The sequence below is a fragment of the Variovorax palleresanus genome, assembly GCF_051144945.1.
Taxonomy (GTDB): domain Bacteria; phylum Pseudomonadota; class Gammaproteobacteria; order Burkholderiales; family Burkholderiaceae_C; genus Variovorax; species Variovorax paradoxus_S.
Genome location: NZ_JBJNVP010000002.1, coordinates 3,320,706 through 3,345,250, shown reverse-complemented (window position 1 = coordinate 3,345,250; position 24,545 = coordinate 3,320,706). Strand labels below are relative to the sequence as shown.

General features: G+C 68.5%; 21 protein-coding genes. 15 read left to right on the top strand and 6 right to left on the bottom strand.

The window, feature by feature from the left end; all coding sequences use genetic code 11:
* Positions 1–3: 3 nt before the first annotated feature.
* A complete protein-coding gene (locus ACJ7Z0_RS19550; RefSeq protein ID WP_434791155.1) occupies positions 4–636 on the top strand; it encodes a LysE family translocator in 633 nt (210 codons plus the stop codon).
* Positions 637–647: 11 nt separating this feature from the next.
* Positions 648–1,619 (top strand): threonine dehydratase, encoded by a 972-nt coding sequence (locus ACJ7Z0_RS19545; RefSeq protein WP_434791154.1) that lies wholly within the window; start codon positions 648–650, stop codon positions 1,617–1,619.
* A 9-nt stretch (positions 1,620–1,628) separates the two neighbouring features.
* Here ACJ7Z0_RS19545 and ACJ7Z0_RS19540 read toward each other — a convergent pair whose 3' ends face one another.
* Complete coding sequence (locus ACJ7Z0_RS19540) at positions 1,629–2,456, bottom strand: creatininase family protein (protein WP_434791153.1); 828 nt, start codon at positions 2,454–2,456, stop codon at positions 1,629–1,631.
* A gap of 91 nt (positions 2,457–2,547) precedes the next feature.
* Here ACJ7Z0_RS19540 and ACJ7Z0_RS19535 point away from each other — a divergent pair, with 91 nt between their 5' ends.
* Positions 2,548–3,345 (top strand): SDR family oxidoreductase, encoded by a 798-nt coding sequence (locus ACJ7Z0_RS19535; protein WP_431125101.1) that lies wholly within the window; start codon positions 2,548–2,550, stop codon positions 3,343–3,345.
* On the opposite strand, the gene ACJ7Z0_RS19530 is transcribed toward ACJ7Z0_RS19535, so the two are convergent.
* Positions 3,342–4,250 (bottom strand): LysR family transcriptional regulator, encoded by a 909-nt coding sequence (locus ACJ7Z0_RS19530; RefSeq protein ID WP_434791152.1) that lies wholly within the window; start codon positions 4,248–4,250, stop codon positions 3,342–3,344. The genes ACJ7Z0_RS19535 and ACJ7Z0_RS19530 overlap by 4 nt on opposite strands.
* A gap of 87 nt (positions 4,251–4,337) precedes the next feature.
* On the opposite strand from ACJ7Z0_RS19530, the gene ACJ7Z0_RS19525 reads away from it, so the two are divergent.
* On the top strand, positions 4,338–5,348 hold the full coding sequence (locus ACJ7Z0_RS19525; RefSeq protein WP_434791151.1) for a zinc-binding alcohol dehydrogenase family protein: 1,011 nt from the start codon (positions 4,338–4,340) through the stop codon (positions 5,346–5,348).
* A gap of 13 nt (positions 5,349–5,361) precedes the next feature.
* Complete coding sequence (locus ACJ7Z0_RS19520) at positions 5,362–5,925, top strand: GNAT family N-acetyltransferase (RefSeq protein ID WP_434791150.1); 564 nt, start codon at positions 5,362–5,364, stop codon at positions 5,923–5,925.
* 20 nt (positions 5,926–5,945) lie between these two features.
* Here ACJ7Z0_RS19520 and ACJ7Z0_RS19515 read toward each other — a convergent pair whose 3' ends face one another.
* A complete protein-coding gene (locus ACJ7Z0_RS19515) occupies positions 5,946–7,304 on the bottom strand; it encodes a PQQ-dependent sugar dehydrogenase (RefSeq protein ID WP_434791149.1) in 1,359 nt (452 codons plus the stop codon).
* 136 nt (positions 7,305–7,440) lie between these two features.
* Here ACJ7Z0_RS19515 and ACJ7Z0_RS19510 point away from each other — a divergent pair, with 136 nt between their 5' ends.
* From ACJ7Z0_RS19510 to priA, 6 genes are all read left to right on the top strand, one after another.
* Positions 7,441–8,190 (top strand): alanyl-tRNA editing protein, encoded by a 750-nt coding sequence (locus tag ACJ7Z0_RS19510; RefSeq protein ID WP_434792694.1) that lies wholly within the window; start codon positions 7,441–7,443, stop codon positions 8,188–8,190.
* Between the two features lie 53 nt (positions 8,191–8,243).
* Positions 8,244–10,472 carry a protein-disulfide reductase DsbD family protein gene (locus tag ACJ7Z0_RS19505; RefSeq protein ID WP_434791148.1) on the top strand — a complete coding sequence of 743 codons (2,229 nt, stop codon included), beginning with the start codon at positions 8,244–8,246 and terminating at the stop codon, positions 10,470–10,472.
* 93 nt (positions 10,473–10,565) lie between these two features.
* Complete coding sequence (locus tag ACJ7Z0_RS19500) at positions 10,566–11,258, top strand: thioredoxin family protein (protein WP_431125115.1); 693 nt, start codon at positions 10,566–10,568, stop codon at positions 11,256–11,258.
* Positions 11,259–11,363: 105 nt separating this feature from the next.
* Positions 11,364–12,710 (top strand): MFS transporter, encoded by a 1,347-nt coding sequence (locus ACJ7Z0_RS19495; protein ID WP_434791147.1) that lies wholly within the window; start codon positions 11,364–11,366, stop codon positions 12,708–12,710.
* A gap of 74 nt (positions 12,711–12,784) precedes the next feature.
* Positions 12,785–13,888, top strand: a complete 1,104-nt coding sequence (hemE, locus tag ACJ7Z0_RS19490) for a uroporphyrinogen decarboxylase (protein WP_434791146.1) — start codon at positions 12,785–12,787, stop codon at positions 13,886–13,888.
* Between the two features lie 483 nt (positions 13,889–14,371).
* Complete coding sequence (gene priA / locus ACJ7Z0_RS19485) at positions 14,372–16,471, top strand: replication restart helicase PriA (RefSeq protein WP_434792693.1); 2,100 nt, start codon at positions 14,372–14,374, stop codon at positions 16,469–16,471.
* Positions 16,472–16,489: 18 nt separating this feature from the next.
* On the opposite strand, the gene ACJ7Z0_RS19480 is transcribed toward priA, so the two are convergent.
* Complete coding sequence (locus tag ACJ7Z0_RS19480; RefSeq protein ID WP_434791145.1) at positions 16,490–16,702, bottom strand: hypothetical protein; 213 nt, start codon at positions 16,700–16,702, stop codon at positions 16,490–16,492.
* A 237-nt stretch (positions 16,703–16,939) separates the two neighbouring features.
* Between ACJ7Z0_RS19480 and ACJ7Z0_RS19475 the strand changes: the two genes are divergently transcribed.
* The gene (locus tag ACJ7Z0_RS19475; RefSeq protein WP_434791144.1) at positions 16,940–17,593 is read left to right on the top strand and encodes a hypothetical protein; all 654 of its coding nucleotides are present in this window, start codon (positions 16,940–16,942) and stop codon (positions 17,591–17,593) included.
* Between the two features lie 25 nt (positions 17,594–17,618).
* Here ACJ7Z0_RS19475 and ACJ7Z0_RS19470 read toward each other — a convergent pair whose 3' ends face one another.
* A complete protein-coding gene (locus tag ACJ7Z0_RS19470) occupies positions 17,619–18,647 on the bottom strand; it encodes an AEC family transporter (RefSeq protein ID WP_434791143.1) in 1,029 nt (342 codons plus the stop codon).
* A gap of 121 nt (positions 18,648–18,768) precedes the next feature.
* On the opposite strand from ACJ7Z0_RS19470, the gene ACJ7Z0_RS19465 reads away from it, so the two are divergent.
* From ACJ7Z0_RS19465 to ACJ7Z0_RS19455, 3 genes are read left to right on the top strand one after another with little or no spacing between them, the layout of a single operon-like run.
* A complete protein-coding gene (locus ACJ7Z0_RS19465; protein ID WP_434791142.1) occupies positions 18,769–20,874 on the top strand; it encodes an ATP-dependent helicase in 2,106 nt (701 codons plus the stop codon).
* Positions 20,871–21,335: a hypothetical protein gene (locus tag ACJ7Z0_RS19460; RefSeq protein WP_434791141.1), complete on the top strand. Its 465-nt coding sequence runs from the start codon at positions 20,871–20,873 to the stop codon at positions 21,333–21,335. Before ACJ7Z0_RS19465 ends, ACJ7Z0_RS19460 begins: the two co-directional genes overlap by 4 nt.
* Entirely contained in the window at positions 21,332–22,504 is a 1,173-nt protein-coding gene (locus tag ACJ7Z0_RS19455; RefSeq protein ID WP_434791140.1) for a phospholipase A, read from the top strand. Before ACJ7Z0_RS19460 ends, ACJ7Z0_RS19455 begins: the two co-directional genes overlap by 4 nt.
* Positions 22,505–22,537: 33 nt before the next feature.
* Here the strand turns inward: ACJ7Z0_RS19455 and ACJ7Z0_RS19450 are convergent, their stop codons facing one another.
* Entirely contained in the window at positions 22,538–24,466 is a 1,929-nt protein-coding gene (locus ACJ7Z0_RS19450; protein WP_434791139.1) for a PAS domain-containing hybrid sensor histidine kinase/response regulator, read from the bottom strand.
* Positions 24,467–24,545 lie beyond the last annotated feature (79 nt).

The following is a 24,545-nucleotide window of genomic DNA, read 5'->3' as shown; positions in this document are numbered from 1 at the left end:
GACATGCTGACCTTGACCGAAATCGCCTGGTTCGCGCTTGCCTCCATGCTGCTCGCGCTCACGCCGGGGCCGAACATGATCTATTGCGTGTCGCGCACGCTGATCCAGGGCCGCCGCGCCGGGCTGGTCTCCCTCGGCGGCGTGATGATGGCTTTCCTGGCCCACCTGTTCGCGGCCGCGCTCGGGCTCACCGCGCTGCTGCTGGCCGTGCCGGTCGCGTTCGACGCCATCCGCCTTGCCGGCGCCGCCTATCTGCTGTGGCTGGCATGGCAAGCGGTCAAGCCCGGCGGCAATGCGCCCTTCGAGGCGCGCGCGCTGCCGGCCGACCCGCCGGGCAAGCTGTTTCGCATGGGTTTTCTCACCAACCTGCTGAACCCGAAGGTCGCGATGTTCTACCTCTCGTTCTTTCCGCAGTTCATCCATCCCGAGCGGGGCTCGGTGCTGCTGCAGAGCATGCAGCTGGGCATGGCGCAGATGGCGAGCAGCGCCGCGGTCAATACCGTCGTGATCTTCGGCGCCGCAAGCATCACGGCCGTGCTGTCGCAAAGCGCCGGCTGGCTGCGCGCGCAGCGGTACGTGATGGGCAGCGTGCTGGCCGCGCTGGCGGTGCGAGTCGCACTGACAGAACGCAAATAAAAAGGCCGCCCGTGAGGTTCACCCGCGACGAAATCGAATCCGCGCAGCGCACCGTCGGCGCCGCCATGCCGCCCACGCCCCAGTACGCATGGCCGCTGCTCGCGCAGCGCCTCGGCAGCGCGGTGTGGGCCAAGCACGAGAACCACACGCCCGCAGGCGCCTTCAAGATCCGCGGCGGGCTCACTTACTTCGAAACGCTGGCGCGCGAGCAGCCGGGCGTGCGCCATGCCATCAGCGCTACGCGCGGAAACCACGGCCAGTCGGTCGGCTTCGCGGCCCGGCGGCACGGGCTCGCGGCCACCATCGTGGTGCCGCATGGCAACTCGATCGAGAAGAATGCCGCCATGCGCGCCCTGGGCGTGCAGCTGGTCGAGCATGGCGACGACTTCCAGGCGGCTGCCGAGCATGCGGCCATGCTCGCCGAGCGCGACGGCATGCATCGCGTGCCGTCGTTCCACCGCGAGCTGGTGCGCGGCGTGTCGACCGCGTACGTCGAATTCTTCAGCGCACTGAAAGACGCGCCGCCCGACGTGCTGTTCGTGCCCATCGGTCTGGGCTCCGGTTTTGCCGCCGCAGCCGCCGCGCGGGCGCATTGCGGCGTGTCGACCAGGCTCGTCGGCGTGGTGTCGGCGCATGCCACGGCTTACCGCGATTCCTTCCGCGCCGGCCGGCCCGTCGAGTCGCCGGCCAACACGCGGCTGGCCGACGGCATGGCCTGCCGCACGCCGGTGCCCGAATCGGTCGAGGTGATCCTGCGCGAAGCCGACGACGTGATCACCGTCACCGACGACGAGATTGCCGAGGCCATGCGCATTCTCTTCAGCGACACCCACAACGTGGCCGAAGGCGCCGGCGCCGCGGCGCTGGCAGGCGCGCTTCAGCAGCGGGAGCGCTGGCGCGGCAAGACGGTGGGCATCTGCGTGAGCGGTGGCAATGTCGATTCCGGCATGTTTGCCGGCGTGCTGGCCCGCAACAATTCCTGACCCAGAAAGTCAGGGCAGCGGCTGCGTATTGGCCGTGTCCAGCGGCAGGCGCGACACCTCGGCCAGCAGCAGCGCGAGTTGCTGCGCCGCCGCATCGACCACCGCCTGCCCGCGCGGTGCCGTCGCGGCGGCCGCGTTGCCCGCGGCGCCCTCTGCGTTGTAGTCCTCCATGGCCCAGCCGAGCTTGGCGCTCTTGCCGTTGCCGAGGATCGCGTAGTCGGCCGCGCGCTGCTGCGAGGTGGAGCGGAAGTTCTTCGCCTCGCCCATGCGCACCTGCTGCGGCGCGAGCGCCAGCATCATCGAGGTCTCGATGTCGCCGGCATGCACGCCGAAGCGGTGTTCGTCCGCGCCGAACTGCGCGCCCGCATCGCCCAGCGGCAGGTTGAACCAGCTCACGCTGTAGACGATGAGCCCGTGTGCCGCGCGCAACTCGCGCGCCACCATGTCCATCGCACCCACATGGCCGCCGTGCGCGTTGAACAGCACCAGCTTCTTCACGCCGGCGCGCGCCACACCGGCGCCGATCTCGTTCCACATGCGGATCACGGTCTCGGCCGACAGCGTGAGCGTGCCCGCGAAACGCGCGTGCTCGGGGCTCAGGCCGATCTGCTGCGTCGGCAGGAACAGCACCGGCAATTCCGCCGGCAGCAGCGGCAGCGCCGCCGCCACGATGCCGTCTGCCAGCACCGTGTCCACGCCCATCGGCAGATGGGGCCCGTGCTGCTCGGTGGCGCCGAGCGGCAGCACCGCGACCGTGGCTGCCACATCGAGCGCGGCGAAGTCGCGCGTCGTCAGTTGAGACCAGTAGCGGGGCAGGGATACCGGGGATGCGTTCATCCGCCGATCTTAGAGCGGTGATTCAATCCACGCGACCCCGCGCCACGCGGCGCTCTTCCCTCCTCTCTTTCAACGCTACAAGGACTCTCACATGGACCTCCAGCTCCAGGACCGGCACGTTCTGATCACCGGCGGCAGCAAGGGCATCGGCCTGGCTTGCGCGTTGGGCTTCCTGCGCGAGGGCGCGCGCGTGAGCCTGGTGTCGCGCGATCTGCAGAACCTGGAACAGGGCCGCAAGACGCTGGTCGAGGCGTTTGCCGAGGCCGAAGGCCGGGTCTCGGTGCATGCCGCCGACCTCAAGGACCCGGCCGGTGCTGTGGCCGCGCTCGATGCGGCCGAGCAGGCCTTCGGCCCGGTCGACGTGCTGGTCAATTCCGCCGGCGCCGCGCGCCGCACACCGCCCGACGAGCTGAACGCCACCGCCTGGCACGACGCCATGGACGCCAAGTACTTCACCTACATCCACATGATCGATCCGGTGGTGAAACGCATGGGCCAGCGCGGCCGAGGCGCCATCGTCAACGTGATCGGACAGGGCGGCAAGGTGGCGAGCCCGGTCCACATGGCCGGCGGCGCGGCCAACGCCGCGCTGATGCTGGTGAGCGCCGGCATGGCCGCGGCCTACGCGGCCAAGGGCGTGCGCGTGAACGCCGTAAACCCCGGCCTCACGCTGACCGAGCGGCTGCAGGAAGGCCTGAAGGCGGATGCGAAGCTGCAGGGCATCGGCAGCGACGAGGCGCTGGAGCGCGCCAAGGCCCGGCTCCCGCTCGGACGCATCGCCGCGCCGGAAGAGATTGCCAATGCCGTCGTGTTCCTGGCATCGCCAAAGGCGAGCTACATCACCGGCGCGATCGTCGCGATGGATGGCGCGGTCACGCCCATGATCTAAACGGCGGCGGTCAGCGCCTCGAACTTCAGCGCCAGAAAGTCCACCAGCGCCCGCACGCGCGCCGGCACGAAGCGCCCGCTCGGCAGCAACGCATGCAGCGGATAGGGCTCGGTATCCCACTCGGGCAGCAGGTGCACCAGCCGGCCGCTGCGGATGTCGTTGCGCACGTCGAGCGCCGACTTCAGCGTGATGCCGCGCCCCGCCACGGCCCACTCGCGCGCCAGCGAGGCGTCGTCCACGCTGCGGTCGCCCTTGACCCGCACTTCGGTCCACTGCCCGTTCTGCGCAAAGCGCCACGTGCGGTGGCGGCGCCCGCCGCGGTCGAAGGTGAGGCAGTTGTGGTGCACCAGGTCTTGCGGCGTCTTCGGCGCGGCATGGCGGCGCAGGTAACCGGGCGACGCGGTGAGCAGCGGATTGGTCAGGGCAAAGGGCCGCGCCACCAGGCGTGAATCGGCCAGCGCACCGTAGCGCAGCGCCACGTCGACCTCGTCGCGGGTCACGTCGAGCAGCCGGTCGCCCACGGAAAGAGAGAGCTGGACGCCCGGGTGCAGCGCGAGGAATTCGTCGAACCAGGGCAGCAGCGTGCTGCGCGTGAGGTCCGACGGAGCGGCCACGCGCAGGGTGCCGACCAGTTCGCCGCGATCGGCGGTGACCAGCGATTCGCCTTCGTCGAGCAGTTCGAAGGCGCGCACCGCGTAGTCGAGCAAGGTCTGGCCCTGCGAAGTCAGGCGCATGGCGCGGGTCGAGCGCTCGAAGAGCCGCGCGCCGAGCTGCGTTTCCAGCCGCTTGAGCGTGGCACTGGCGGCGGCCGGCGTCATGCCCAGCGCATGGGCGGCGGCCGTGAGCGTACCGCCGCGCGCCGTCTGCACCAGCACCTGCAGGTCCGAGAGATTTTCAATCTTCATTTGAAAGTGTTGCTGATCTGGACGGTCTTATCAATTTTTGATTGCCATCCTACAGTGACGCCATCCATTCAAGAAAGGTCACCCGACATGAAAGCCATCGGCTACTACCAAGCCCTCCCCATCGACAACCCGGAGTCGCTGCAGGACATCGAACTGCCCGCGCCCGTGGCCGGCCCGCGCGACCTGCTGGTGCGGGTGAAGGCCATCTCGGTCAACCCGGTCGACACCAAGGTGCGCAAGAACATGGCGCCCGAGGCCGGCCAGGCCAAGGTGCTGGGCTGGGATGCCGCCGGCACCGTCGAGGCCATCGGCGCCGGGGTCGAGAACTTCAAGGTCGGCGACCGCGTCTACTACGCCGGCTCGATCGTCCGGCCCGGCGCCAATTCGGAACTGCACGCGGTCGACGAGCGCATCGCCGCCCTCGCGCCCAGGAGCCTCGACGACGCGCAGGCCGCCGCGCTGCCGCTCACCACCATCACCGCGTACGAGCTGCTGTTCGACCGCCTCAGGGTGCCGAAGAACGGCGGAGCGGGACAGACGCTGCTCGTGACCGGCGGGGCCGGCGGCGTGGGTTCGATCCTGATCCAGCTTGCGCGCCAGCTCACGCAGTTGCGCGTGGTGGCCACGGCCTCGCGGGCCGAGACGCGGGCCTGGTGCCTGGCGCTCGGCGCGCACGTGGTCATCGACCATTCGAAGCCGCTCGCGGCCGAACTCAAGGCCGCCGGCATCGGCGAGGTCGACATGGTTGCGAGCCTCACGCAGACCGGCCAGCACTACGCGCAGATCATCGAAAGCCTCAAGCCCCAGGGCCAGCTCGCGGTGATCGACGACCTGCCGTCGCTCGACGTGATGCCGCTCAAGACCAAGTGCATCTCGCTGCACTGGGAAATGATGTTCGCGCGCTCGCGCTTCGAAACGCCGGACATCGCCGAGCAGGGCGCGCTGCTGGCTGAAGTGGCGGCGCTGGTCGATGCGGGCCGCATCCGCACGACCGCCAACGCGAGCTTCGGCACCATCAATGCGGCCAACCTCAGGAAGGCGCATGCGCTCATCGAGAGCGGCACTGCGCAGGGCAAGGTGGTGCTCGCGGGGTTCTGAGCACAATCGGCATATGGCCGACAGCATCCAGCCCCCGATCGAATTCGAAACCCCGCGCCTGCGGTTGCGCCAGTGGCGCGAGAGCGATTTCGCGCCTTTTGCCGCGCTCGCGGCCGACCCGGAAGTCATGGCATTCCTGCTGCCGCTTCCCACTCGCGCCGACAGCGATGCGCTGGCGGCGAGCCTCCAGGCACGCATCGCCGCCAACGGCTGGGGCTTATGGGCCGTCGAGCACAAGGATTCGGGCGGGTTCGCGGGGTTCACGGGCCTGAACGCGCCGCTGGCCACGCTGCCCTTTTCACCGTGCGTCGAGATCGGCTGGCGCTTCGCGCGCCAGTGGTGGGGTCAGGGGCTCGCGACCGAGGCGGCGCGCGGCGCCCTGCAAGTCGGCTTCGAGCGGCTCGGGCTCGACGAGATCGTGGCGTTCACGGCGCTCGGCAATCTCCGCTCGGCGGCCGTGATGGAACGTATCGGCATGCATGAAGACCTGCCCGGCGCTTTCGATCACCCGAGCGTGCCCGAGGGGCACGCGCTGCGCCGGCACCGGCTGTTTCGAATCGGCCGCCCGCGGCGCTAGAAGCCAGACGCCATTGCGGCCTACTGCGGCTTTGCCCGCGTGACGCGCCAGACCACGTTGCCCACGTCGTCCGCCACCAGCAGCGCGCCGTTCTTGTCGAGCGCCACGCCCACCGGCCGGCCCTGCGCCTTTTCGTCTGCCGTGAGAAAGCCGGTCAGCACGTCGACCGGCGGCCCGCTCGGGTTGCCGCCGATGAAGGGCACGAACACCACCTTGTAGCCCGACTTGGGCTTGCGGTTCCACGAGCCGTGTTCGCCGATGAAGGCGCCGCTCGCGAATTCGGCGGGCATGCCGCGGCCGTCGGAAAACACCAGCCCCAGCGGCGCAACGTGCGAGCCGAGCGCGTAGTCGGGCACGAGGGCCTTGGCCACCAGGTCGGGCTTCTGCGGCGTGACGCGCGCATCCACGTGGTTGCCGAAGTAGCTCCAGGGCCAGCCGTAGAAGGCGCCGTCTTTCACGGAGGTCAGGTAGTCGGGCACGAGGTCGCTGCCGATTTCGTCGCGCTCGTTGACCACGGTCCACAGCGCCTTGGTCTCGGGGTGCCAGGCCAGGCCGTTCGGGTTGCGCAGGCCGCTCGCGAACAGGCGTTTTGTGCCGGTCTTCACGTCGACCTCCCAGATGGCGGCGCGGCCTTCTTCGGCCGCAAGCCCGTTCTCGCCGATGTTGCTGTTGGAGCCGACCGTGACGTAGAGCTTGGTGCCGTCGGGATTGGCGATCACGTTCTTGGTCCAGTGGTGGTTGATGCCCGCCGGCAGCGGCGTGACCACCGTGGGCGTGGCGCTGGCCGAGGTCTGGCCTTCGGTGTAGGGCACCTTGACGAGCGCGTCGGCGTTGGCGATGAAAAGCTCGTTGCCGACCAGCGCCATGCCGAAGGGCGAACTCAGGTTCGACAGGAATACGTGCCGCACTTCGGCCGCGCCGTCTCCGTCGGCATCGCGCAGCAGCGTGATGCGGTTGGGGCTCGGCACGCCCGCGCCTGCGCGGCTCATGACCTTGCCCATGACCCAGTTGCGGATCTTGGCCATAGGACCGCCGCCGTCGCCGCTGCCTTCGGGCTTGGGCGGCTTGTTGCTTTCGGCCACCAGCACGTCGCCGTTGGGCAGGGTATAGACCCAGCGCGGATGGTCCAGCCCGCGCGCCAGCGCATTCACGCGCAGGCCGTCGGCGGCCTTGGGCCCGGCGGCGTCCGACCACCCTACCGCGGTGGCCACGTTGACGGTGGGAATCAGGGTCCTGTTGGGCTGGGCCAGTTGCGGCCGCGGTCCGATGGTGGCTTCGGGGGGCAGCTTGGCGGCTTCGCCGCAGCCCGCCAGCGCCAGCGCCGCGGCCACGGCGGCCATGGAGACCAGGGAAGAAACGGCGATGTTCGGTACCTTCATTCGCTCTCCTCGGTTGTCGCGGCATGCCGGCCGCTTTGAAGCAGATCATGCGGACGGCGCCGGCAAGGGCTGTCGGTCATGGGCGCTTTTTGGCGTGGGCGCACCCCATTGGCGCATCGCCGCTACCATCGGCCGCATGACCGACGACCTGTTCCGTGCCGACGCCTACCTGCGCACCTGCGAAGCCCGCATTCTGCGCATCGACGAGACCGGCGTCGTGCTGGACCGCACCGTGTTCTATCCGCTGGGCGGCGGGCAGGCCGGCGACTCCGGCGTGCTGGCGCTGGCCGATGGCCGCGAAATCGCCATTGCCGACACCCGAAAGGCGAAGAACGAGGAAGGCCAGCCCACCGCCGAGTTCGTTCACGTGCCGGCCCCTGGGCAGGCCGAACTGCTCGCCGCGCTGAAACCCGGCGACACGGTGACGGCGCGCCTCGACTGGGAGCGCCGCCACCGGCTGATGCGCTTTCACACCGCCAGCCACCTGCTGTGCCACCTCGTGCCGGTGCCGGTCAACGGCTGCTCGATCACGCCCGACTACGCGCGCATCGACTTTCACATGACCGATCCGCTCGACAAGGAAGCGCTGACCGCCGGCCTCGCGCGGCTGGTGGGCGCGGCGCATCCGCTGACCGTGGGCGCCATCACCGACGAGGAGCTCGACGCGAATCCGGCGCTGGTGAAGAGCATGAGCGTGCAGCCACCGCGCGGCACGGGCACCGTGCGCACCATCCGCATCGGCGGCGAGGGCGGTGCGCAGATCGATTTCCAGCCCTGCGGCGGCACGCATGTTGCAAACACTTCCGAGATTGGCGCGGTGGTGGTCACCAAAATCGAGAAAAAGAGCGCCAACAGCCGCCGCGTGGTGCTGGGCTGGGCCGCTTGAGGCCCCATGAATACCCGGAACTTCGCACCGCCCGCCTGCTCCGACTCACCGGCATGATCTTTTCCCGCTTCTTTCATCTGGCTACGTTTCTGGTAGCAACCGCCGCAGCCTGCATGCCGGCTGCGGCCCAATTGGCATCCAAGCCGGGTGCCGTGGTCACCACCCCCCACGTGCGCGCCGAACTGGTCGCGCACGCGCCCCAAGGCGTGGCGCCGGGCGCGCCGGTCTGGGTCGGGCTGCAGATCACCCACCAGCCCGAGTGGCACACCTACTGGAAGAACGCCGGCGATTCCGGCCTGCCCACCGAACTGAACTGGACGCTGCCGCCGGGCGTGGCGGCCGGCGACATCGCCTGGCCGGTGCCAAAGAAGATTCCGGTCGGCAGCCTGGCCAACTACGGCTACGAGGGCACGGTGCTGCTGCCGGTGCCGCTCGAGGTGTCGAGCAATTTCAAGCCGCCGCTGGCCCTTGGCACCGGGGCTTCAGCGCTCGACGTCCGGCTCAAGGCCACGTGGCTGGTGTGCCGCAAGGAATGCATTCCCGAGGAAGGCGAATTCACCCTCGCGCTGCCGCTGCAGGGCTCGACTGCGCTGCACAAGGCCGATTTCGACGCGGCCCAGGCGGCCCAGCCGCAACCGCTCGCCAAGCCGGGCGCCGTCGAGGTCAATGGCAACAACCTGCAAGTGCGCCTCGAAGGCCTGCCCGCCGCCGCACAGGGCAAGACCCTTGGCTTCTTCCCCGAAACGCCCGAACTGATCCGCACCGCCGCGGAGTCGGGCAAGGACTGGAGGCAAAGCTGGCAAGGCGCCACCTGGACCGCCACGCTGCCGCTGGCCGAACAGCGCAGCGCCAGCCCGGCGACGCTGCCGCTGGTGGTGGCGCTGGCCGAGCCCGACCGGCAGCCGGGCCAACCGGTGGCCTGGCGCACCGAGGCCCCGGTCGGCGGCACCTGGCCCGCGGCCGCCGCGCCGCGCGCCGAAGTGTCGCCCGCGCTGCAGGCCGCGCTGGCCGCCAATGCAGCGAACGCGGCCAATGCCGGCGCGCCGGCCTCGCCCACGGCGTTGCCGCCCCAGCCCGCGGGCACCTTCGTCCTCGCGTTGCTGGGCGCCCTGCTCGGTGGCCTGCTGCTGAACCTCATGCCCTGCGTGTTCCCGATCCTGGCCATCAAGGTGCTGGGCTTCGCACGGCAGGCCGGCAATCGCAGCGCCCACCGCACGGCGGGGCTGGCCTACACCGCGGGCGTGATGCTCTCGTTCCTCGCGCTCGGCGGCGCCATGCTGGCGCTGCGCGCGGCGGGCGCCCAGCTCGGCTGGGGCTTCCAGCTGCAATCGCCAGCCGTGGTGGCCGCGCTGGCGGCGCTGTTCACGCTGATCGGGCTCAACCTGGTGGGCGTGTTCGAGTTCGGCCGTGCGGCGCCTTCGTCGCTGTGTTCCGCGCAGGCCAAGCACCCGATCGCCAACGACTTCCTGTCGGGCGTCCTGGCTGTGGTGATCGCATCGCCCTGCACCGCGCCGTTCATGGGCGCTTCGCTCGGCTTTGCCATCGGGCTCCCGGCCGTCCAGGCCCTGCTGCTGTTCGCGGCGCTGGGCCTGGGGCTGGCGCTGCCGTACCTGGTCGCCGGCTTCATTCCGGCCGTGGCGCGGCTGCTGCCCAAGCCCGGCCCGTGGATGGGCACCCTGCGCCGGCTGCTGGCGTTCCCGATGTTCGCCACCGTGGCCTGGCTGGTCTGGGTGCTGGGCCAGCAAAGCGGCATCGACGGTGCGGGCACGCTGCTCGCGCTGCTGGTGTGCATGGCCGCCATCGTCTGGGCGCTGACGCTGCGCGGCCGCACGCGGCTCGTGATTGCCACGGTGCTGGTCGCCTTCACGGCGGTGCTCACCGCGGCCATCGGCCGCAACGTGATGCAGACGGTGGAGCCCGCCAGGCTCGCGTCCAATGCCGGCCAGCGCTGGCAGCCGTGGTCGACCGAGCGCGTGGCCGAACTCACCGGCGCCGGGCGGCCCGTGTTCATCGACTTCACCGCCGCATGGTGCGTGACCTGCCAGTACAACAAGAAGGCCACGCTCGCGGATGCCGATCTGCTGGCCGACTTCGACAGCAAGAAGGTCGCGATGCTGCGGGCCGACTGGACGCGCCGCGATCCCGCCATCACCGCCGCCCTGACCTCGTTCGGGCGCAGCGGCGTGCCGCTGTACGTGCTGCAGGCGCCCGGCAAGCCGCCGATCGTGCTGACCGAGATTCTGGGCAAGGACGAGGTGCGCGCGGCGCTCGCCGCGCTTTGACCCCGGCGTGACATGGGTTGTCACATGCACGTGAGCAAAGCGCTCTAAGCTGTCGCCGTCGTTCGTTTTTTTCTTTTGGAGTTCAAGCTGGCCATGTCACTTTCGCCATCGTCCGACTCGCGTTCCATTCGCGCCGCGCGCCACGCCCGCGCCGCCCTCAGCCGCGCCTCGCGCCGCGCCGTGGTGGCCGCCGCCGTGGCCCTGGGTGCCACCTTCCTGATGGGCAACCACGCCTTCGCCGCGCCCGCCGTGGGCCAGCAGGCGCCCGACTTCGTTGCCGTGGACACCAGCGGCGCCAAGCACAAGCTCTCCGACTTCGCGGGCAAGTTCGTGGTGCTCGAGTGGACCAACCCGGGCTGCCCGTTCGTGCGCAAGCACTACAACAGCGGCAACATGCCCGCCACGCAGAAGGCCGCCACGGCCCAGGGCGTGGTCTGGCTGTCGGTCAACTCCACCGAGCGTGCGGCCAGCGACTACCTGCAGCCCGCCGCGCTCGACGCATGGATGAAGTCGCAAAAGGCGTCGCCCACCGCGGTGCTGATGGACGAAGACGGCGTGATCGGCCAGGCCTACGGCGCGCGCACCACGCCGCACATCTTCATCATCGATCCCAAGGGCATGCTGGTGTACGCGGGCGGCATCGACAGCATCGCGTCGGCCCGGCCCGACGACATCAAGGCCGCGACCAACTACGTGAACCAGGCGCTGGGCGAAGTCTTTGGCGGCAAACCGATCTCGGCGGCCTCGACGCGGCCCTACGGCTGCTCGGTCAAGTACAAGAGCTGAAGCAGAACAGTCGCGCAGTGACAGCTACCTGACTCGCACGGTCAGGCAGCGGTCGGGAACCCCGGCCTACCCTTGGCGCATTACATCGCCCAAGGGGACAACGAGATGAATCCTGCGCACTCCGACGCGCAACCGGGCACGGCCGCCCGCGCCCTTTCTTCAAGCACCGGCTCCTCCTCGAAACTGGCCACCGTCCTGCGCGTGACGGGCGGCAATTTCATGGAGATGTTCGACTTCTTCCTGTTCGGCTTCTACGCCACGCAGATCTCGAAGGCATTCTTCCCGGCCGGCGACGAGTTCGCCTCGCTGATGCTGACGTTCATGACCTTCGGCGCGGGCTTCCTGATGCGGCCGCTGGGCGCGATTTTTCTCGGTGCGTATGTCGACCGCGTGGGGCGGCGCAAGGGCCTGATCGTCACGCTCGCGCTCATGGCGCTCGGCACGCTGCTCATCGCCTGCGTACCGGCCTACGCCACCATCGGCTTCGCGGCGCCGCTGCTGGTGCTCGTCGGCCGGCTGCTGCAGGGTTTTTCGGCCGGCGTGGAACTGGGCGGCGTCTCGGTCTATTTGTCGGAGATGGCCACGCCGGGGCGCAAGGGCTTCTACGTGAGTTGGCAGTCGGCCAGCCAGCAGGTGGCGATCATCGTGGCGGCGGCACTGGGCTATTGGCTCAACGTGACCTTCACCTCGCAGCAGATCGGCGACTTCTACTGGCGCATTCCGTTCTTCGTCGGCTGCCTGATCGTGCCGGTGCTCTTCGTCATCCGGCGCTCTCTGCAGGAGACCGAGGAGTTCATGGCGCGCAAGCACCGGCCCGACGCACGCGAGATCTTCCAGTCGATGGTGGCCAACTGGGGCCTCGTGGTGGCGGGAATGATGCTGGTGTCGATGACCACGGTGTCGTTCTACCTGATCACGGTCTACACGCCCACCTTCGGCAAGTCGGTGCTGCACCTGAGCACGACCGATGCGCTGATTGTCACGCTGTGCGTGGCCGTCTCGAACTTCATCTGGCTGCCGGTGATGGGCTCGCTGTCCGACCGCGTCGGCCGCAAGCCGCTCTTGATCCTGTTCACGGTGCTGACCATCTTCACCGCGTACCCGTCGCTCAAATGGCTGGTGGGCGCCCCGAGCTTCGGGCGCATGCTCGAGGTCGAGCTGTGGCTGTCGTTCCTTTATGCCAGCTACAACGGTGCGATGGTGGTGGCACTGACCGAGGTGATGCCGGTCAATGTGCGCACCGCGGGCTTCTCGCTGGCCTACAGCCTTGCGACGGCGCTGTTCGGCGGGTTCACGCCGGCCATTGCCACCGGCCTCATCGAGATGACGGGCGACAAGGGCGCGCCGGGGCTGTGGATGACGGCGGCCGCCGTTTGCGGGCTGGTGGCAACGCTGGTGCTGTACCGGCGCAGTGCGGCCAAGTCGCCGCCCGTGGGAGTGCCGGCGGTCTGAGCGCACGGCCGCCACCGGTCGGCTTCCGGGATAACCGCGGGCGCGCGGGCACGGGCCCCTGCGACAATCGGGACATGCCTTTCGCCCCATTGCAAAACGACACTTTCCTGCGGGCCTGCTGGCGCCAGGCCACAGACCACACGCCCGTCTGGCTCATGCGCCAGGCCGGGCGCTACCTGCCCGAATACGTGGCCACCCGCGCCAAGGCCGGCAGCTTCATGGGACTGGCGACCAACGTCGACTACGCGACCGAAGTCACGCTGCAGCCGCTCGCGCGCTATCCGCTCGATGCGGCCATCCTGTTTTCGGACATCCTCACCGTGCCCGACGCCATGGGCCTGGGCCTGTCGTTCGAGGCCGGCGAAGGCCCGCGCTTCGCGCGCCCGGTGCAGAGCGAAGCGGCCGTTGCGGCGCTCGAAGTGCCCGACATGGCCAAGCTGCGCTACGTGTTCGACGCCGTGGCGTCGATCCGCAAGGCGCTCGATGGCCGGGTGCCGCTGATCGGCTTCTCGGGCAGCCCCTGGACGCTCGCCTGCTACATGGTGGAAGGTGCGGGCTCGAGCGACTACCGGCTCGTGAAGAGCATGCTCTACGGCCGCCCCGACCTGATGCACCGCCTGCTCGCAGTGAATGCCGATTCGGTGGCCACTTATCTCAATGCGCAGATCGACGCCGGCGCGCAGGCCGTGATGGTGTTCGACAGCTGGGGCGGCGTGCTGGCCGACGGCGCGTTCCAGGAATTCAGCCTCGCCTACACGGCGCGCGTGCTGGCCGGCCTGAAGCGCAACGGCGCCGACGGGCAACCCGTGCCGCGCATCGTGTTCACCAAGGGCGGCGGCCTGTGGCTCGAGGCCATGCGCGCGCTCGACTGCGAAGTGCTCGGCGTCGACTGGACCGTGAACCTCGCGGCCGCGCGTCGGCTGGTGGGCGAAGGCGACAAGGCCAAGGCCCTGCAAGGCAACATCGATCCCAACGTGCTGTTCGCGCCGCCCGCGCAGATCGAAGCCGAGGTGGCCAAGGTGCTGAACGCTTTCGGCAAGCCGCACACCGATGCCGGCGTGCCCGGGCCGACCCACATCTTCAACCTGGGCCATGGCATCAGCCAGTTCACGCCGCCGGACCACGTGGCAGCGCTGGTGCAGGCGGTGCACGCCCAATCGCGCGCCCTGCGCGGCTGAGGGCTGAGGGCTGAGGGCTGAGGGCTGATACTTGTGTAACCGCGCGGGCGGGCTGCGCCAGGACGCTCGCGGCGTTGAAAATCCAATCCAAGCCGTTTGTCAAGCGTAAAAACGGTGTAGGAGGCCCGACTTATGCACAAAACATGTGCTGCACTGCGCCAGAACATCTGAAGAGCCTCGCTCTTTGCTTCCAAACCAATAGCAGCCGTAAGTTGTTGATTCATATAGGATTTGGATTTTGCTTTTTTTGAGGGCAACCCAGTCAGACGCTTGATCTGTAAGGCTTGCGGGCGTGTCGAGCCCTGTTGTCAACAAAGTTATCCACAGAAACTCTGGACGACTGTCAAACCGCTGAAAAATCAACAACTTAAGTGGTTTTGCTCAAAGTCGCATTAACAAACCTTGCCAACAAGGACGCCCATTTCTCCCCCCGTCGAAGCCCCCGAAACGGAAACAGCAACACCGGCCAGCGCACCCGCAGCGATGGCCTGGCGGCTCGACGTCGCGGTGCAAACGCCCGCGCATGCCGCCCTTGGCGATCTGCTGAGCTACACCGGCGCGGCGCCGCTCGCGCCCGGCACGCTGGTGCGGGTGCCGCTGGGCCGGCGCGAGGTGCTGGGCGTGGTCTGGAACGAGGCAAGCTCGCTGGACGGCGCCGAGCCCGACATGGCGCTCAAGCCCGTCGGCGCGGCTCTGGATGCGCTGTCGCCTCTCGGTGAAGCCTGGCGCGACCTGGTCGCCTTTGCCGCGCGCTACTACCAGCGCTCGATCGGCGAAATCGCCCTGGCCGCCCTGCCGCCGCAACTGCGCGACCTGACGACGACCCAACTGGCGCGCCGCCTCAAACGCAAGGCGACGACCGGCCCCGTGGCCGCCACCGACGAAGCCGCCAACCTGATCGCGCTGAGCCCCGAGCAGACGGCCGCCCTGGCCCGCATCGAAGCCGAGACGGGCACCTTCCTGCTGGTCGGCAGCACCGGCAGCGGCAAGACCGAGGTCTACCTGCGCTGCGTGGCGGACCTGCTCGCGCGCGATGCCGGCGCGCAGGCGCTGGTGATGGTGCCCGAGATCAACCTGACGCCGCAGCTCGAAGCACGCTTCAAGGCGCGTTTCGGCGACGAGGCGGTGGTGTCGCTGCACAGCGGCATGACCAACCCGCAGCGGCTCGCGAGCTGGCTCGGGGCGCACAGCGGCGCCGCGCGCATCGTGCTGGGCACGCGCATGGCGGTGTTTGCGTCGATACCGGGGCTGAAGCTCATCGTGGTCGACGAGGAGCACGACCCCAGCTACAAGCAGCAGGAAGGCGCACGCTATTCGGCGCGCGACCTTGCCGTGTGGCGCGGCCAGCGCGAAGGCGCAAAAGTCATCCTGGGCTCGGCCACGCCCTCGCTCGAAAGCTGGCACCAGAGCCGCCCCGCCGAGGGCGAAGACCCGGGCGGGCGCTATGTGCGGCTGGCCATGCCGTCGCGCATTGGCGCGGGCGAGCTGCCCGCGGTGCGGCTCGTGGACACGAACCTGCAGCCGCCCAAGACCGTGCTCTCGGGCGCGCTGCTCGACGCCATCGGCCAGCGCATTGCGCGCGGCGAGCAGAGCATGGTGTTCCTGAACCGCCGCGGCTACGCGCCGGTTCTGGCCTGCGCCGATTGCGGCTGGAAGAGCGAATGCCCGCATTGCAGCGCCTACCGTGTGTTCCACAAGATCGACCGCACGCTGCGCTGCCACCACTGCGGCTTTACCGAGCGCGTGCCGCGCGCCTGCCCGTCCTGCGGCAATCCCGACATCGCACCCGTCGGCCGCGGCACCGAGCGGCTCGAAGAACACCTGGCCGAACTGTTCGCGGCGGTGAAGCGGCCCGACGGCACTGCGGTGCGCATCGCGCGCATCGATGCCGACAGCACCAAGAAGCAGGGCGCGCTCGAATCGCAGCTGGCGGCCGTGCATTCGGGCGAGGTCGACGTGCTGGTCGGCACGCAGATGATCGCCAAGGGGCATGACTTTCGCCGCATCACCCTGGTGGCGGCGGTGAACCCCGACGGCGCGCTGTTCTCCAGCGACTTTCGCGCACCCGAGCGGCTGTTCAGCCTGCTGATGCAATCGGCGGGCCGCGCCGGCCGCGACGCTGCGTACCTGGCGGCCCAAGGCGCCACGGCCGAGATGTGGATCCAGACGCACCATGCGCAGCACCCGCTTTTTGCCGCGCTGCGCAGGCACGACTACACCGCTTTCGCCCGGCAGCAGCTGGAGGAGCGGGCCGCGGCCGGCATGCCGCCGTTCGCATTCCAGGCCCTGCTGCGGGCCGATGCGCGCACGCAGGAGGCCGCCCAGGCTTTCTTGAATGCCGCGAGCGCGGCCGCCGATGCCCTCGAAGGCGCCGACCGCGTGGTGCGCTATCCGGCGGTGCCGCTTGCCATCCAGCGCGTGGCCAACGTGGAAAGAGCCCAGATGCTCATCGAAAGCCCCTCGCGCGCGGCGCTGCAGCGCCTGCTGGCCGGGTGGCAGCCGCTCTTGCACGCGTTGCGGCGCACGCCCGAAGGCAAGGGCGTGATCCGCTGGCTCGTCGACGTCGATCCGCACAGCATCTGAGCCGTGCGCGCCGCGCGGTCAGTGGTGCAGGCCTGCGGGCTCCTTGCCGACGTCGATATAGCGCAGTTCGGAGCTGCGGCGCCGCGCGATGCTGCCGGGCCATGCGAACACCACCAGGCTGAGGGCGCCCAGGGCCAGCGAAGTGCCGGTGCCGAGCTCGCCGGCGTGCCAGAACCAGCTCACGCCAGCAACCCATGCCAGCCACAACAGGACACGAACAAGTATTGTCATCGTGCTACCCATTCATACTTTGATTTGCAAACACTCTAGCAGGTGCAATGAAAACACAAGTATTCATCTGAAGTAATAACGGTAATACCAGTAGGTATGTCTTACGGCCAGTCGCAAAGCGGGAAATATTCTGAAAAAGAAGTTGACTGACCCCTCGCGCGCTGCGCAAGCTGTCGCTGTGCGAAGCCCATTTCGGCTCCGCGCATCAAGCAAGCACGCTGGTTTGCAGGGGTTGTCGTGAAACTGCCTTTATCTCTCGGTTCGGCTCTTTTGTTCGCATGCCTCGCATGCCCGGCGGCCGAACTCGAACTGCAGGGCAGCCGGCTGGTGGTGTCGGGCATGCTCGACGGCAGCACCGTCAAGACCTTCACCCAGTACCTTGCCAAGGGCACCGTGCGCACCGTGGTGTTCGAGGATTCGTTCGGCGGCACCGCCGAGGCGGCCGGCGCCTATGCCGACGCCATCCGCTCGAGCGGCGTGGACACCGAGGTCCGCGGCCAGTGCATGGCCGCATGCGCCTACGCCTTTCTGGCCGGCAAGACGCACCGCTTCGACTACGGCCTGCAGGTGAACGGCGTGCTGCTGCCCGTGGCAACCAGGCCCTCGGCGACCGAACTGGCGTCGCGCTGGCGCGGCGACGAAGCCCACAAGACGCTGGCGGAATTCACGCCCATCTCGGCGGCAATCCCGGCCAGGCAGCCGGAGGCCAGCACCGGGTCGGCCAAGGACAACTGGCAGCCCGACCATGGCGTGCTCTTCACGGCCAGCCCCACGCTCTTCGGGCTCGTCTACAACGCGTTCTATTGCGACGGCAGCCAGGGCCGCGATTTCTCCAAGTGCGAGCGCCTGCCGGACGCCGACCCCTTCAAGCTCGGCGTACTGACCCCCTGACGGCCTGAGGCCGGGGCGCGCCGGTTCAGCGCAGCAGCCCCACCGCCAGCGGAAAACTGAAGAAGGTCGCCACCGTCGTCCACAGGATGATGCGCGCGATGCGGCCGTTGTCGGCTCCGAAGCGCTCGGCCAGCATCGACACGTTGCTGGCGCTCGGCAGCGCCGCCACCAGCACGATGACCACCAGCGCCGACGACGAGAGCGGCAGGCCGAGTGCGATGGCGCCCTGCCCCAGCGCCCAGACCAGCACCGGATGCGCGAGCAGCTTGACCAGCACCACCGGCAGCACGTCGGCCAGCGGCGCCTTGGGCGGAACGGCCGACCGGGTGCCCATGGCCGCCGCCACCGCCGCGCTGGCCCCGTGCTCCCGCGCAAGCAAGGCCGACCGCGCCAACACCGCGCCAATGGTGAAGAGCGCCACCGGCGAAGCCGCATCGGCCAGCATGGCGATGGTGCGCTCCACCGGCCCCGGCAGGCGCCAGCGCGCGGCCGACAGCAGCACGCCCAGCAGGATCGACCACGGCATCGGATTGACCAGCACGCCGCGCAGCGCCTGGCGTGCCGCCTGCCGGGGGCCGCGCTGCGCCGCACCGCCGCCGCCACTGACTCCGTCGAGGCGCGACAGCGCAATGCACAGCGACGAGGTCACGACCAGATCGAAGGCGATGGTGATGATGATCGGTCCCGCGGCCTCTGCACCGAGCAGCGCCACCAGGAGCGGCACGCCCATGAAGCCGGTGTTCGGAAAGGCGGCCACCAGCGCGCCGAAGGCACCGTCGTTCCAGCCGATGCGTGCATTGCGGGTGAAGACCACCACGCCCGCCACCACGGCCAGCGCGCTCAGGCCCCAGACCAGCGCGACGCTGCCGTCGAGCAGCTGCCCGATCGGCGTGCCGGCGCCAAATCGCAACAACATGCAAGGCAGCGCGAAGTACAGAACGAAGGTGTTGAGACCCGGAATCGCATCGAGCGGCAGGACGCGGGCGCGCGCGGCGCCATAGCCGGCCGCGATCAAGGCGAAGAAAGGAAAAGTTACGAGAAATACAGCGAGCACGGCCCCATTGTCGTTGCGTCTCGCATCGTGAACTCTGGCGGCCCCTCCGGAAACATGCGCCCCGTATCATTGCGCGCTTTGCGTCCGCCGTTCTCCCGCGGGCCTTCCGTTCCCACTCTCCATGTCTTCCGGTCTCAATCTCGCGCAACAAGAAGCGGTCAATTACCTGCACGGGCCCTGCCTCGTGCTGGCGGGCGCGGGTTCGGGCAAGACGCGCGTCATCACGCACAAGATCGGCCGGCTCATCCAGGCCGGGCTGGAGCCCAAGCGCATCGCGGCCATCACCTTCACCAACAAGGCCGCCAGCGAAATGCGCGAACGCGCCAAGGGGCTGATCGGGCGCGACGCCAAGCACGTGGTGATCTGCACCTTTCACGCGCTGGGCGTGCGCATGATGCGAGAAGACGGCGCCGTGCTGGGCCTGAAGCCCGCCTTCAGCATTCTCGACGGCGACGACGTCACCAAGATCCTGAAGGACGCCGGCGGCACGACCGATACGGCCACCGCGCGCATCTGGCAGTGGACCATCAGCAAGTGGAAGAACATGGGCCTCAATGCCGCAGACGCCGAAGCGGCCGCGGCGGACGACAACGAGCGCATCACCGCGCGCATCATGTCGCGCTACGAAGAGCGGCTCACGGCCTACCAGAGCGTCGACTTCGACGACCTCATCGGCATGCCGCTCAAGCTGTTGCGCGATTTCGACGAGGTGCGCGCCAAGTGGCAGGCCGCGCTGGGCCACATCCTGGTGGACGAATACCAGGACACCAATGCCACCCAATATGAAGTGCTGAAGGCGCTGGCCGGCGAGCGCGGCCGCTTCACCGCGGTGGGCGACGACGACCAGTCGATCTACGGCTGGCGCGGCGCCACGCTGGACAACCTGCGCAAGCTGCCGGTCGACTTCCCGACCCTGAAGGTCATCAAGCTCGAGCAGAACTACCGTTCGACCAGCGCGATCCTCCGTGCGGCCAACAACGTGATCGGCCCCAACCCCAAGCTGTTTCCGAAGACGCTGTTCTCCGAGCTCGGCGAAGGCGAGCCGGTGCGCATCGTCGATGCCGACTCCGAGGCGCACGAGGCCGAGCGCGCCGTGGCGCGCATCGTCAGCCTGCGCGCGGGCGATGCCGTCACGCAAGGCAAGCAGTACAAGGAGTTCCGCGATTTCGCGATCCTCTACCGCGCCAACCACCAGGCACGCGTGTTCGAGCAGGCGCTGCGCAAGGCGCAGATCCCCTACAAGGTGTCGGGCGGCCAGAGCTTCTTCGACCGCGCCGAAATCAAGGACCTGTGCGGCTGGTTCCGCCTGTGGGTCAACAACGACGACGACCCCGCGTTCCTGCGCGCCATCACCACGCCCAAGCGCGGCATCGGCCACACCACGCTCGCGAGCCTCGGCACCTTTGCCAGCCAGTACAAGCTGAGCCTGTTCGAGGCGCTGTTCAGCCCGTCGCTGCCGAGCGTCATGCCCAAGCGCACACTCGAGGGCATCCACGAGTTCGGCCGCTACATCAACGACCTGGAATACCGCGCGCGCCGCACCATGGGCGCCGAAGATTCGCGCACCTTCATGCTCGACTGGTTGAAGGAGATCGACTACGAGAAGCACCTGTACGACGGCGAGGACAGCGAGCAGGCAGCGGCAGCGCGCTGGACCAACGTGCTGGAGTTCGTCGACTGGATGTCGCAGCGCGCGGGCGGCGGCCTCGACGATGCCTCGGGCGCCAACGACAACATTGAAGGCGAGCGCAAGAGCCTGCTCGAGGTGGCGCAGACCATCTCGCTGCTCTCCACCATCAGCGAGCGCGAGCAGGACCAGAACGTGGTGACGCTCTCCACGTTGCATGCATCCAAGGGCCTCGAATGGCCGCACGTGATGCTGATCGGCGTGACCGAGGGCCTGCTGCCCTTCAAGCTCGAAGACGACAACGGCCGACAACTCAAGGTGAGCGACGAGACGCTGCAGCGGCTGCAGGAAGAGCGCCGCCTGATGTACGTGGGCATCACCCGGGCGCAGCGCAGCCTGGCGGTGAGCTGGACCAAGAAGCGCAAGCAGGGCCGCGAGATGGTGCCCTGCGTGCCGAGCCGCTTCATCGCCGAGATGGGCCTGGACAAGACCACCACCCGCGAAGACCCGCGCGAAAAACTCAAGGCACTGCGCGCCGAGTTCGCGCGCAAGGCCCAGGACAGCGCGGCCGCCGCCGCAGCAGCCGCCTCCGCACCATGAAGACACCGTTCGCTCTTCTCCTCGTGGCGGCGCTCTGCACGGCATGCGCCGGCCCCGCGGGCCCGCACACGGCAGAGGCCGGCTGCCCGGCCACCGCGCGGGACCTGCCCATCGAGGCGCTCTATGGCGACTGGCAGGCGCGCTTCGACGGCCTGCCCGATGCGGCCCTGGTGCGGCTCGGCAAGCACCCCGAGTACGCGGGCGTGCGCGGCACCATCACGCGCACGGCAGCCCTACCTTCGGCGCGCACTTCCGTGGCCCAGCTCGCGGGCGACGTCGACGACGAGGGCGAACTTGCCATCGACGAATCGCTCGACGGCCGCAGCATCAGCGGCGTGTGGTCGGGCTCGCTGCAGCCGGACTCGTGCGGCCGCGAGTTCAAGGGCACATGGCGCAATGCCGCCGACGACAGCACACATCCCTTCACTCTGAAAAAGACGGAACGGACCCGAGAGAAATGAACGCAATCCATCTACGCACCACGCTGGCCGCAGGCCTGCTGCTGGCTCCCGGCCTCTTTGCGGCGCCGGTGCACGCACAAGCGGTCGACAGGCCGCGCAGCCCGCTGGCCGATGCCCAACTGACCTGGCAGCAATGCGCCGCGCTCAGCAACAACAAAGAAGCGCGCCTGGCCTGCTTCGACCGCTGGACCCAGCAGCAGACGCTGCCTTCGGTCTCGGTGCCGGTGGCGCCGCCCGTGCTGGCCAGCACGCAGCCGCCTCCGCCGGTGGACGCCTCGATTCCGGCCACCCGCGTGGTTTCGGTCGCCACCAGCGAAGGCTGCCGCGACCGGCAGTATTCGATCCTGTCTCGCTTCTGGGAACTCGAGAACGGCACTGATTGCGGCGCCTTCGTGTTCCGCGGCTATCGGCCGCTGAACGTGTCGGCCTCGGCCGCCAGCAGCAAGCCCGAGACGCCCACGTCGCCCTCCAACGGCCACACCGCGTCCGACGTGGCCTACCAGGCCAACGAAATGCGCATCGGCCTTTCCGTGCGTACCAAGGTCGCTCAGGGCCTGCTCACGCAGAACGAGCCGGCCAAGAAGGACTCGCTGTGGTTCGCGTACTCGCAGCAGTCGACCTGGCAGCTGTTCAACGGCTCGGTCTCGCGGCCGTTCCGCACCACCGACCACGAGCCCGAGCTGATGTACGTCTATCCGCTCGACTTCAACCTGCCCGGTGGCTGGCGCTGGCGCTACGCGGGCGTGGGCGTGGTGCACCAGTCGAATGGCCAGAGCCTGCCGCTGTCGCGCAGTTGGAACCGCGTGTACCTGATGGGCGGTGCCGAGCTCGACGACCGCTTCAGCATCACCGGGCGCATCTGGCAGCGGATGTCGGAAGATGCGGCAAAGGACGACAACCCCGACATCTCCAACTACATCGGCCGCGCCGAAGTCACGGGCCGCTGGAACTTCAACCGCGACAACACCCTGGGCATCACGGTGCGCAACAACCTGCGCGACACCGGCCGCGGATCGGTCCGGCTCGAATGGCTCAAGGCCATCGGCGACTCGACCGCGAGCAACCTGCGCTTCCACACGCAGCTGTTCCATGGCTACGGCGACACGCTGGTCGACTACAACCGCAAGCGCACGGTGCTCAGCATCGGCCTGAGCCTGGTGGATTTCTAGTCCGCCTCAAGAGGAGGTGTCGCCGGCGGCGTGCTACGCCGCCTTCGACTGAAGCGGCGGCTCCAGCAGGCGTTCGAGCAATGCCGCGAGCTTGTCGACGTCGACCGGCTTCGTCAGGTGGGCGCGAAAGCCGGCTTCGAGGCTGGTTTCCCGGTCGCTGGCCTGGCCGTAGCCGGTCACGGCGATCAGCGGCGGCGGGTTGATCAACTCCGCGCGCAAGCGCCTGGCAACCTCGTGGCCGCTCAGGTCCGGCAGCCCGATGTCCAGCAGCACGATGTCCGGGTCGTGCGCCTTGACGGCCTCGATGGCGGCGAGCCCTCCATGCGCAATGCTGGACGTGTAGCCGAGCGCCTCCAGCAGCAGCGCCATGGTCTCGGCCGCGTCCACGTTGTCGTCCACCACCAGCACGCGCTGCTCTCCCAAGGGCCGGGGCTGCGCCTCGAGCGTGGCAATCGGCGCCTGTGCGATGGGAAACTGCACCACGAACTCGCTGCCCTCGCCCGTTCTTCCGGTGCTGAAGGCGCTCACCCGGCCTCCATGCAGCGTCGTCAGCTGCTGCACGAGGCTGAGCCCCAGGCCCAGTCCGCCCTGGGTTCTTGCCATGTTCTGCTCGCCCTGCACGAAAAGGTCGAAGATGCGGTGCAGGTCCTTGGGCTGGATGCCGGGCCCGTCGTCGCGCACGCTGATGTCGGCATCGGTGCCGCTCTGCGAGAGCGACACATGGATGTTGCCGCCGTCCTGCGTGAATTTGGCCGCGTTGTGGATCAGGTTGCTCACGATCTGGATGACCCGAGCGCTGTCTCCGGCAATCCATGGATCCGCGTCCCGCATCTCCAGGTGCAGGGCCTGCGCCTTGCCTTCGATCAGCGGGCGCGCTGCCTCGATGGCCTGGGCAATGGCGTCGCGCAGCCGCACCGGCTTGTTTTCGAGCAGGATCTTGCCGCTCGTGATGCGGCCCACGTCGAGGAGATCATCGACCAGCCTCGTCATCTGCCTGAGCTGCCGGCCGATGATGTCGCGGGTGTGCGCAACCACCGCTGAATCCGTCTTTTCGCGCTTGAGGAGCTCGAGCGCATTCGAGATCGGCGCCAGCGGATTGCGCAGTTCATGCCCGAGCATGGCAAGAAAGTTCGTCACGCGGCGCCCCTCGTCCTCGAGCGCCGTGACGCGGCGCCGCTCCGTCAGGTCGCGCGTGACCTTGGCGAACCCGCGGTGCTTGCCGGTGGCGTCGTGCAGCGCGGTGATCACCACGCTGGCCCAGAACCGGCTGCCGTCCTTGCGGATGCGCCAGCCTTCGTCCTCGAACCGCCCGTCCCGAAGCGCATAGCGCAACTCCTGTTCCGGCCAGCCGCTCGCGGCCAGCTCGGCCGGGTAGAACTTGGAAAAGTGCTGCCCGATGATCTCCGACGCCTCGTAGCCCTTGTTCTTCTGCGCACCAAGATTCCAGCTCACGATGTGGCCACCAGGGTCGAGCATGAAGATCGCGTAGTCCTTCACGCCTTCGACCAGGAGCCGGAACCGCTCCTCGCTCAGGCGCAGCATCTCGTCCTGGCGGCGCCGCTCGCTGAGATCCCGGGTGATCACGGAGTAGCCGCGGATTTCGCCGCCCGGACCGGTCATCGGCGTGATGACGACGCTGGCCCAGAACCGCGTGCCGTCCTTGCGCAGGCGCCAGCCCTCTTCTTCGAGATGGCCGGCGTCACGCGCCGTCGCCAGCGCGTGGTCCGGCCGGTTCTGGTCGAGCAGCTCGCTCGGGTAGAGCAGCGAGAAGTGGCGCCCGAGCACTTCCGGCGGCTCGTACCCGTTGAGCTTTCTCGCTCCGTCGTTCCAGCTGACGAAGATGCCGCCGGGATCCAGCACGGTGATGGCGTAGTCGGTGACCGTCTCGACCATCAGCCGGTAGTCGGCGTCGGTCAGAGTGCGTTGGTTGAGTGGTGCACCCCCACCGCCGTGTTCTGCCATTGCTTTTTGTCCGTGAAAGTACTGCCCGTGAAAGTACCGCCGCCAATTCTGTGCAGCAGCAGATACCTTCCGCGTAGGA

Bases quoted from the DNA above. Each gene is read 5' to 3' on its own strand.
- ACJ7Z0_RS19550 (WP_434791155.1), top strand. From the start codon at position 4: ATGCTGACCTTGACCGAAATCGCCTGGTTCGCGCTTGCCTCCATGCTG.
- ACJ7Z0_RS19540 (WP_434791153.1), bottom strand. From the start codon at position 2,456: ATGAACGCATCCCCGGTATCCCTGCCCCGCTACTGGTCTCAACTGACG.
- ACJ7Z0_RS19535 (WP_431125101.1), top strand. From the start codon at position 2,548: ATGGACCTCCAGCTCCAGGACCGGCACGTTCTGATCACCGGCGGCAGC.
- ACJ7Z0_RS19530 (WP_434791152.1), bottom strand. From the start codon at position 4,250: ATGAAGATTGAAAATCTCTCGGACCTGCAGGTGCTGGTGCAGACGGCG.
- ACJ7Z0_RS19525 (WP_434791151.1), top strand. From the start codon at position 4,338: ATGAAAGCCATCGGCTACTACCAAGCCCTCCCCATCGACAACCCGGAG.
- ACJ7Z0_RS19520 (WP_434791150.1), top strand. From the start codon at position 5,362: ATGGCCGACAGCATCCAGCCCCCGATCGAATTCGAAACCCCGCGCCTG.
- ACJ7Z0_RS19515 (WP_434791149.1), bottom strand. From the start codon at position 7,304: ATGAAGGTACCGAACATCGCCGTTTCTTCCCTGGTCTCCATGGCCGCC.
- ACJ7Z0_RS19510 (WP_434792694.1), top strand. From the start codon at position 7,441: ATGACCGACGACCTGTTCCGTGCCGACGCCTACCTGCGCACCTGCGAA.
- ACJ7Z0_RS19505 (WP_434791148.1), top strand. From the start codon at position 8,244: ATGATCTTTTCCCGCTTCTTTCATCTGGCTACGTTTCTGGTAGCAACC.
- ACJ7Z0_RS19500 (WP_431125115.1), top strand. From the start codon at position 10,566: ATGTCACTTTCGCCATCGTCCGACTCGCGTTCCATTCGCGCCGCGCGC.
- ACJ7Z0_RS19495 (WP_434791147.1), top strand. From the start codon at position 11,364: ATGAATCCTGCGCACTCCGACGCGCAACCGGGCACGGCCGCCCGCGCC.
- hemE (WP_434791146.1), top strand. From the start codon at position 12,785: ATGCCTTTCGCCCCATTGCAAAACGACACTTTCCTGCGGGCCTGCTGG.
- priA (WP_434792693.1), top strand. From the start codon at position 14,372: ATGGCCTGGCGGCTCGACGTCGCGGTGCAAACGCCCGCGCATGCCGCC.
- ACJ7Z0_RS19480 (WP_434791145.1), bottom strand. From the start codon at position 16,702: ATGACAATACTTGTTCGTGTCCTGTTGTGGCTGGCATGGGTTGCTGGC.
- ACJ7Z0_RS19465 (WP_434791142.1), top strand. From the start codon at position 18,769: ATGTCTTCCGGTCTCAATCTCGCGCAACAAGAAGCGGTCAATTACCTG.
- ACJ7Z0_RS19460 (WP_434791141.1), top strand. From the start codon at position 20,871: ATGAAGACACCGTTCGCTCTTCTCCTCGTGGCGGCGCTCTGCACGGCA.
- ACJ7Z0_RS19455 (WP_434791140.1), top strand. From the start codon at position 21,332: ATGAACGCAATCCATCTACGCACCACGCTGGCCGCAGGCCTGCTGCTG.
- ACJ7Z0_RS19450 (WP_434791139.1), bottom strand. From the start codon at position 24,466: ATGGCAGAACACGGCGGTGGGGGTGCACCACTCAACCAACGCACTCTG.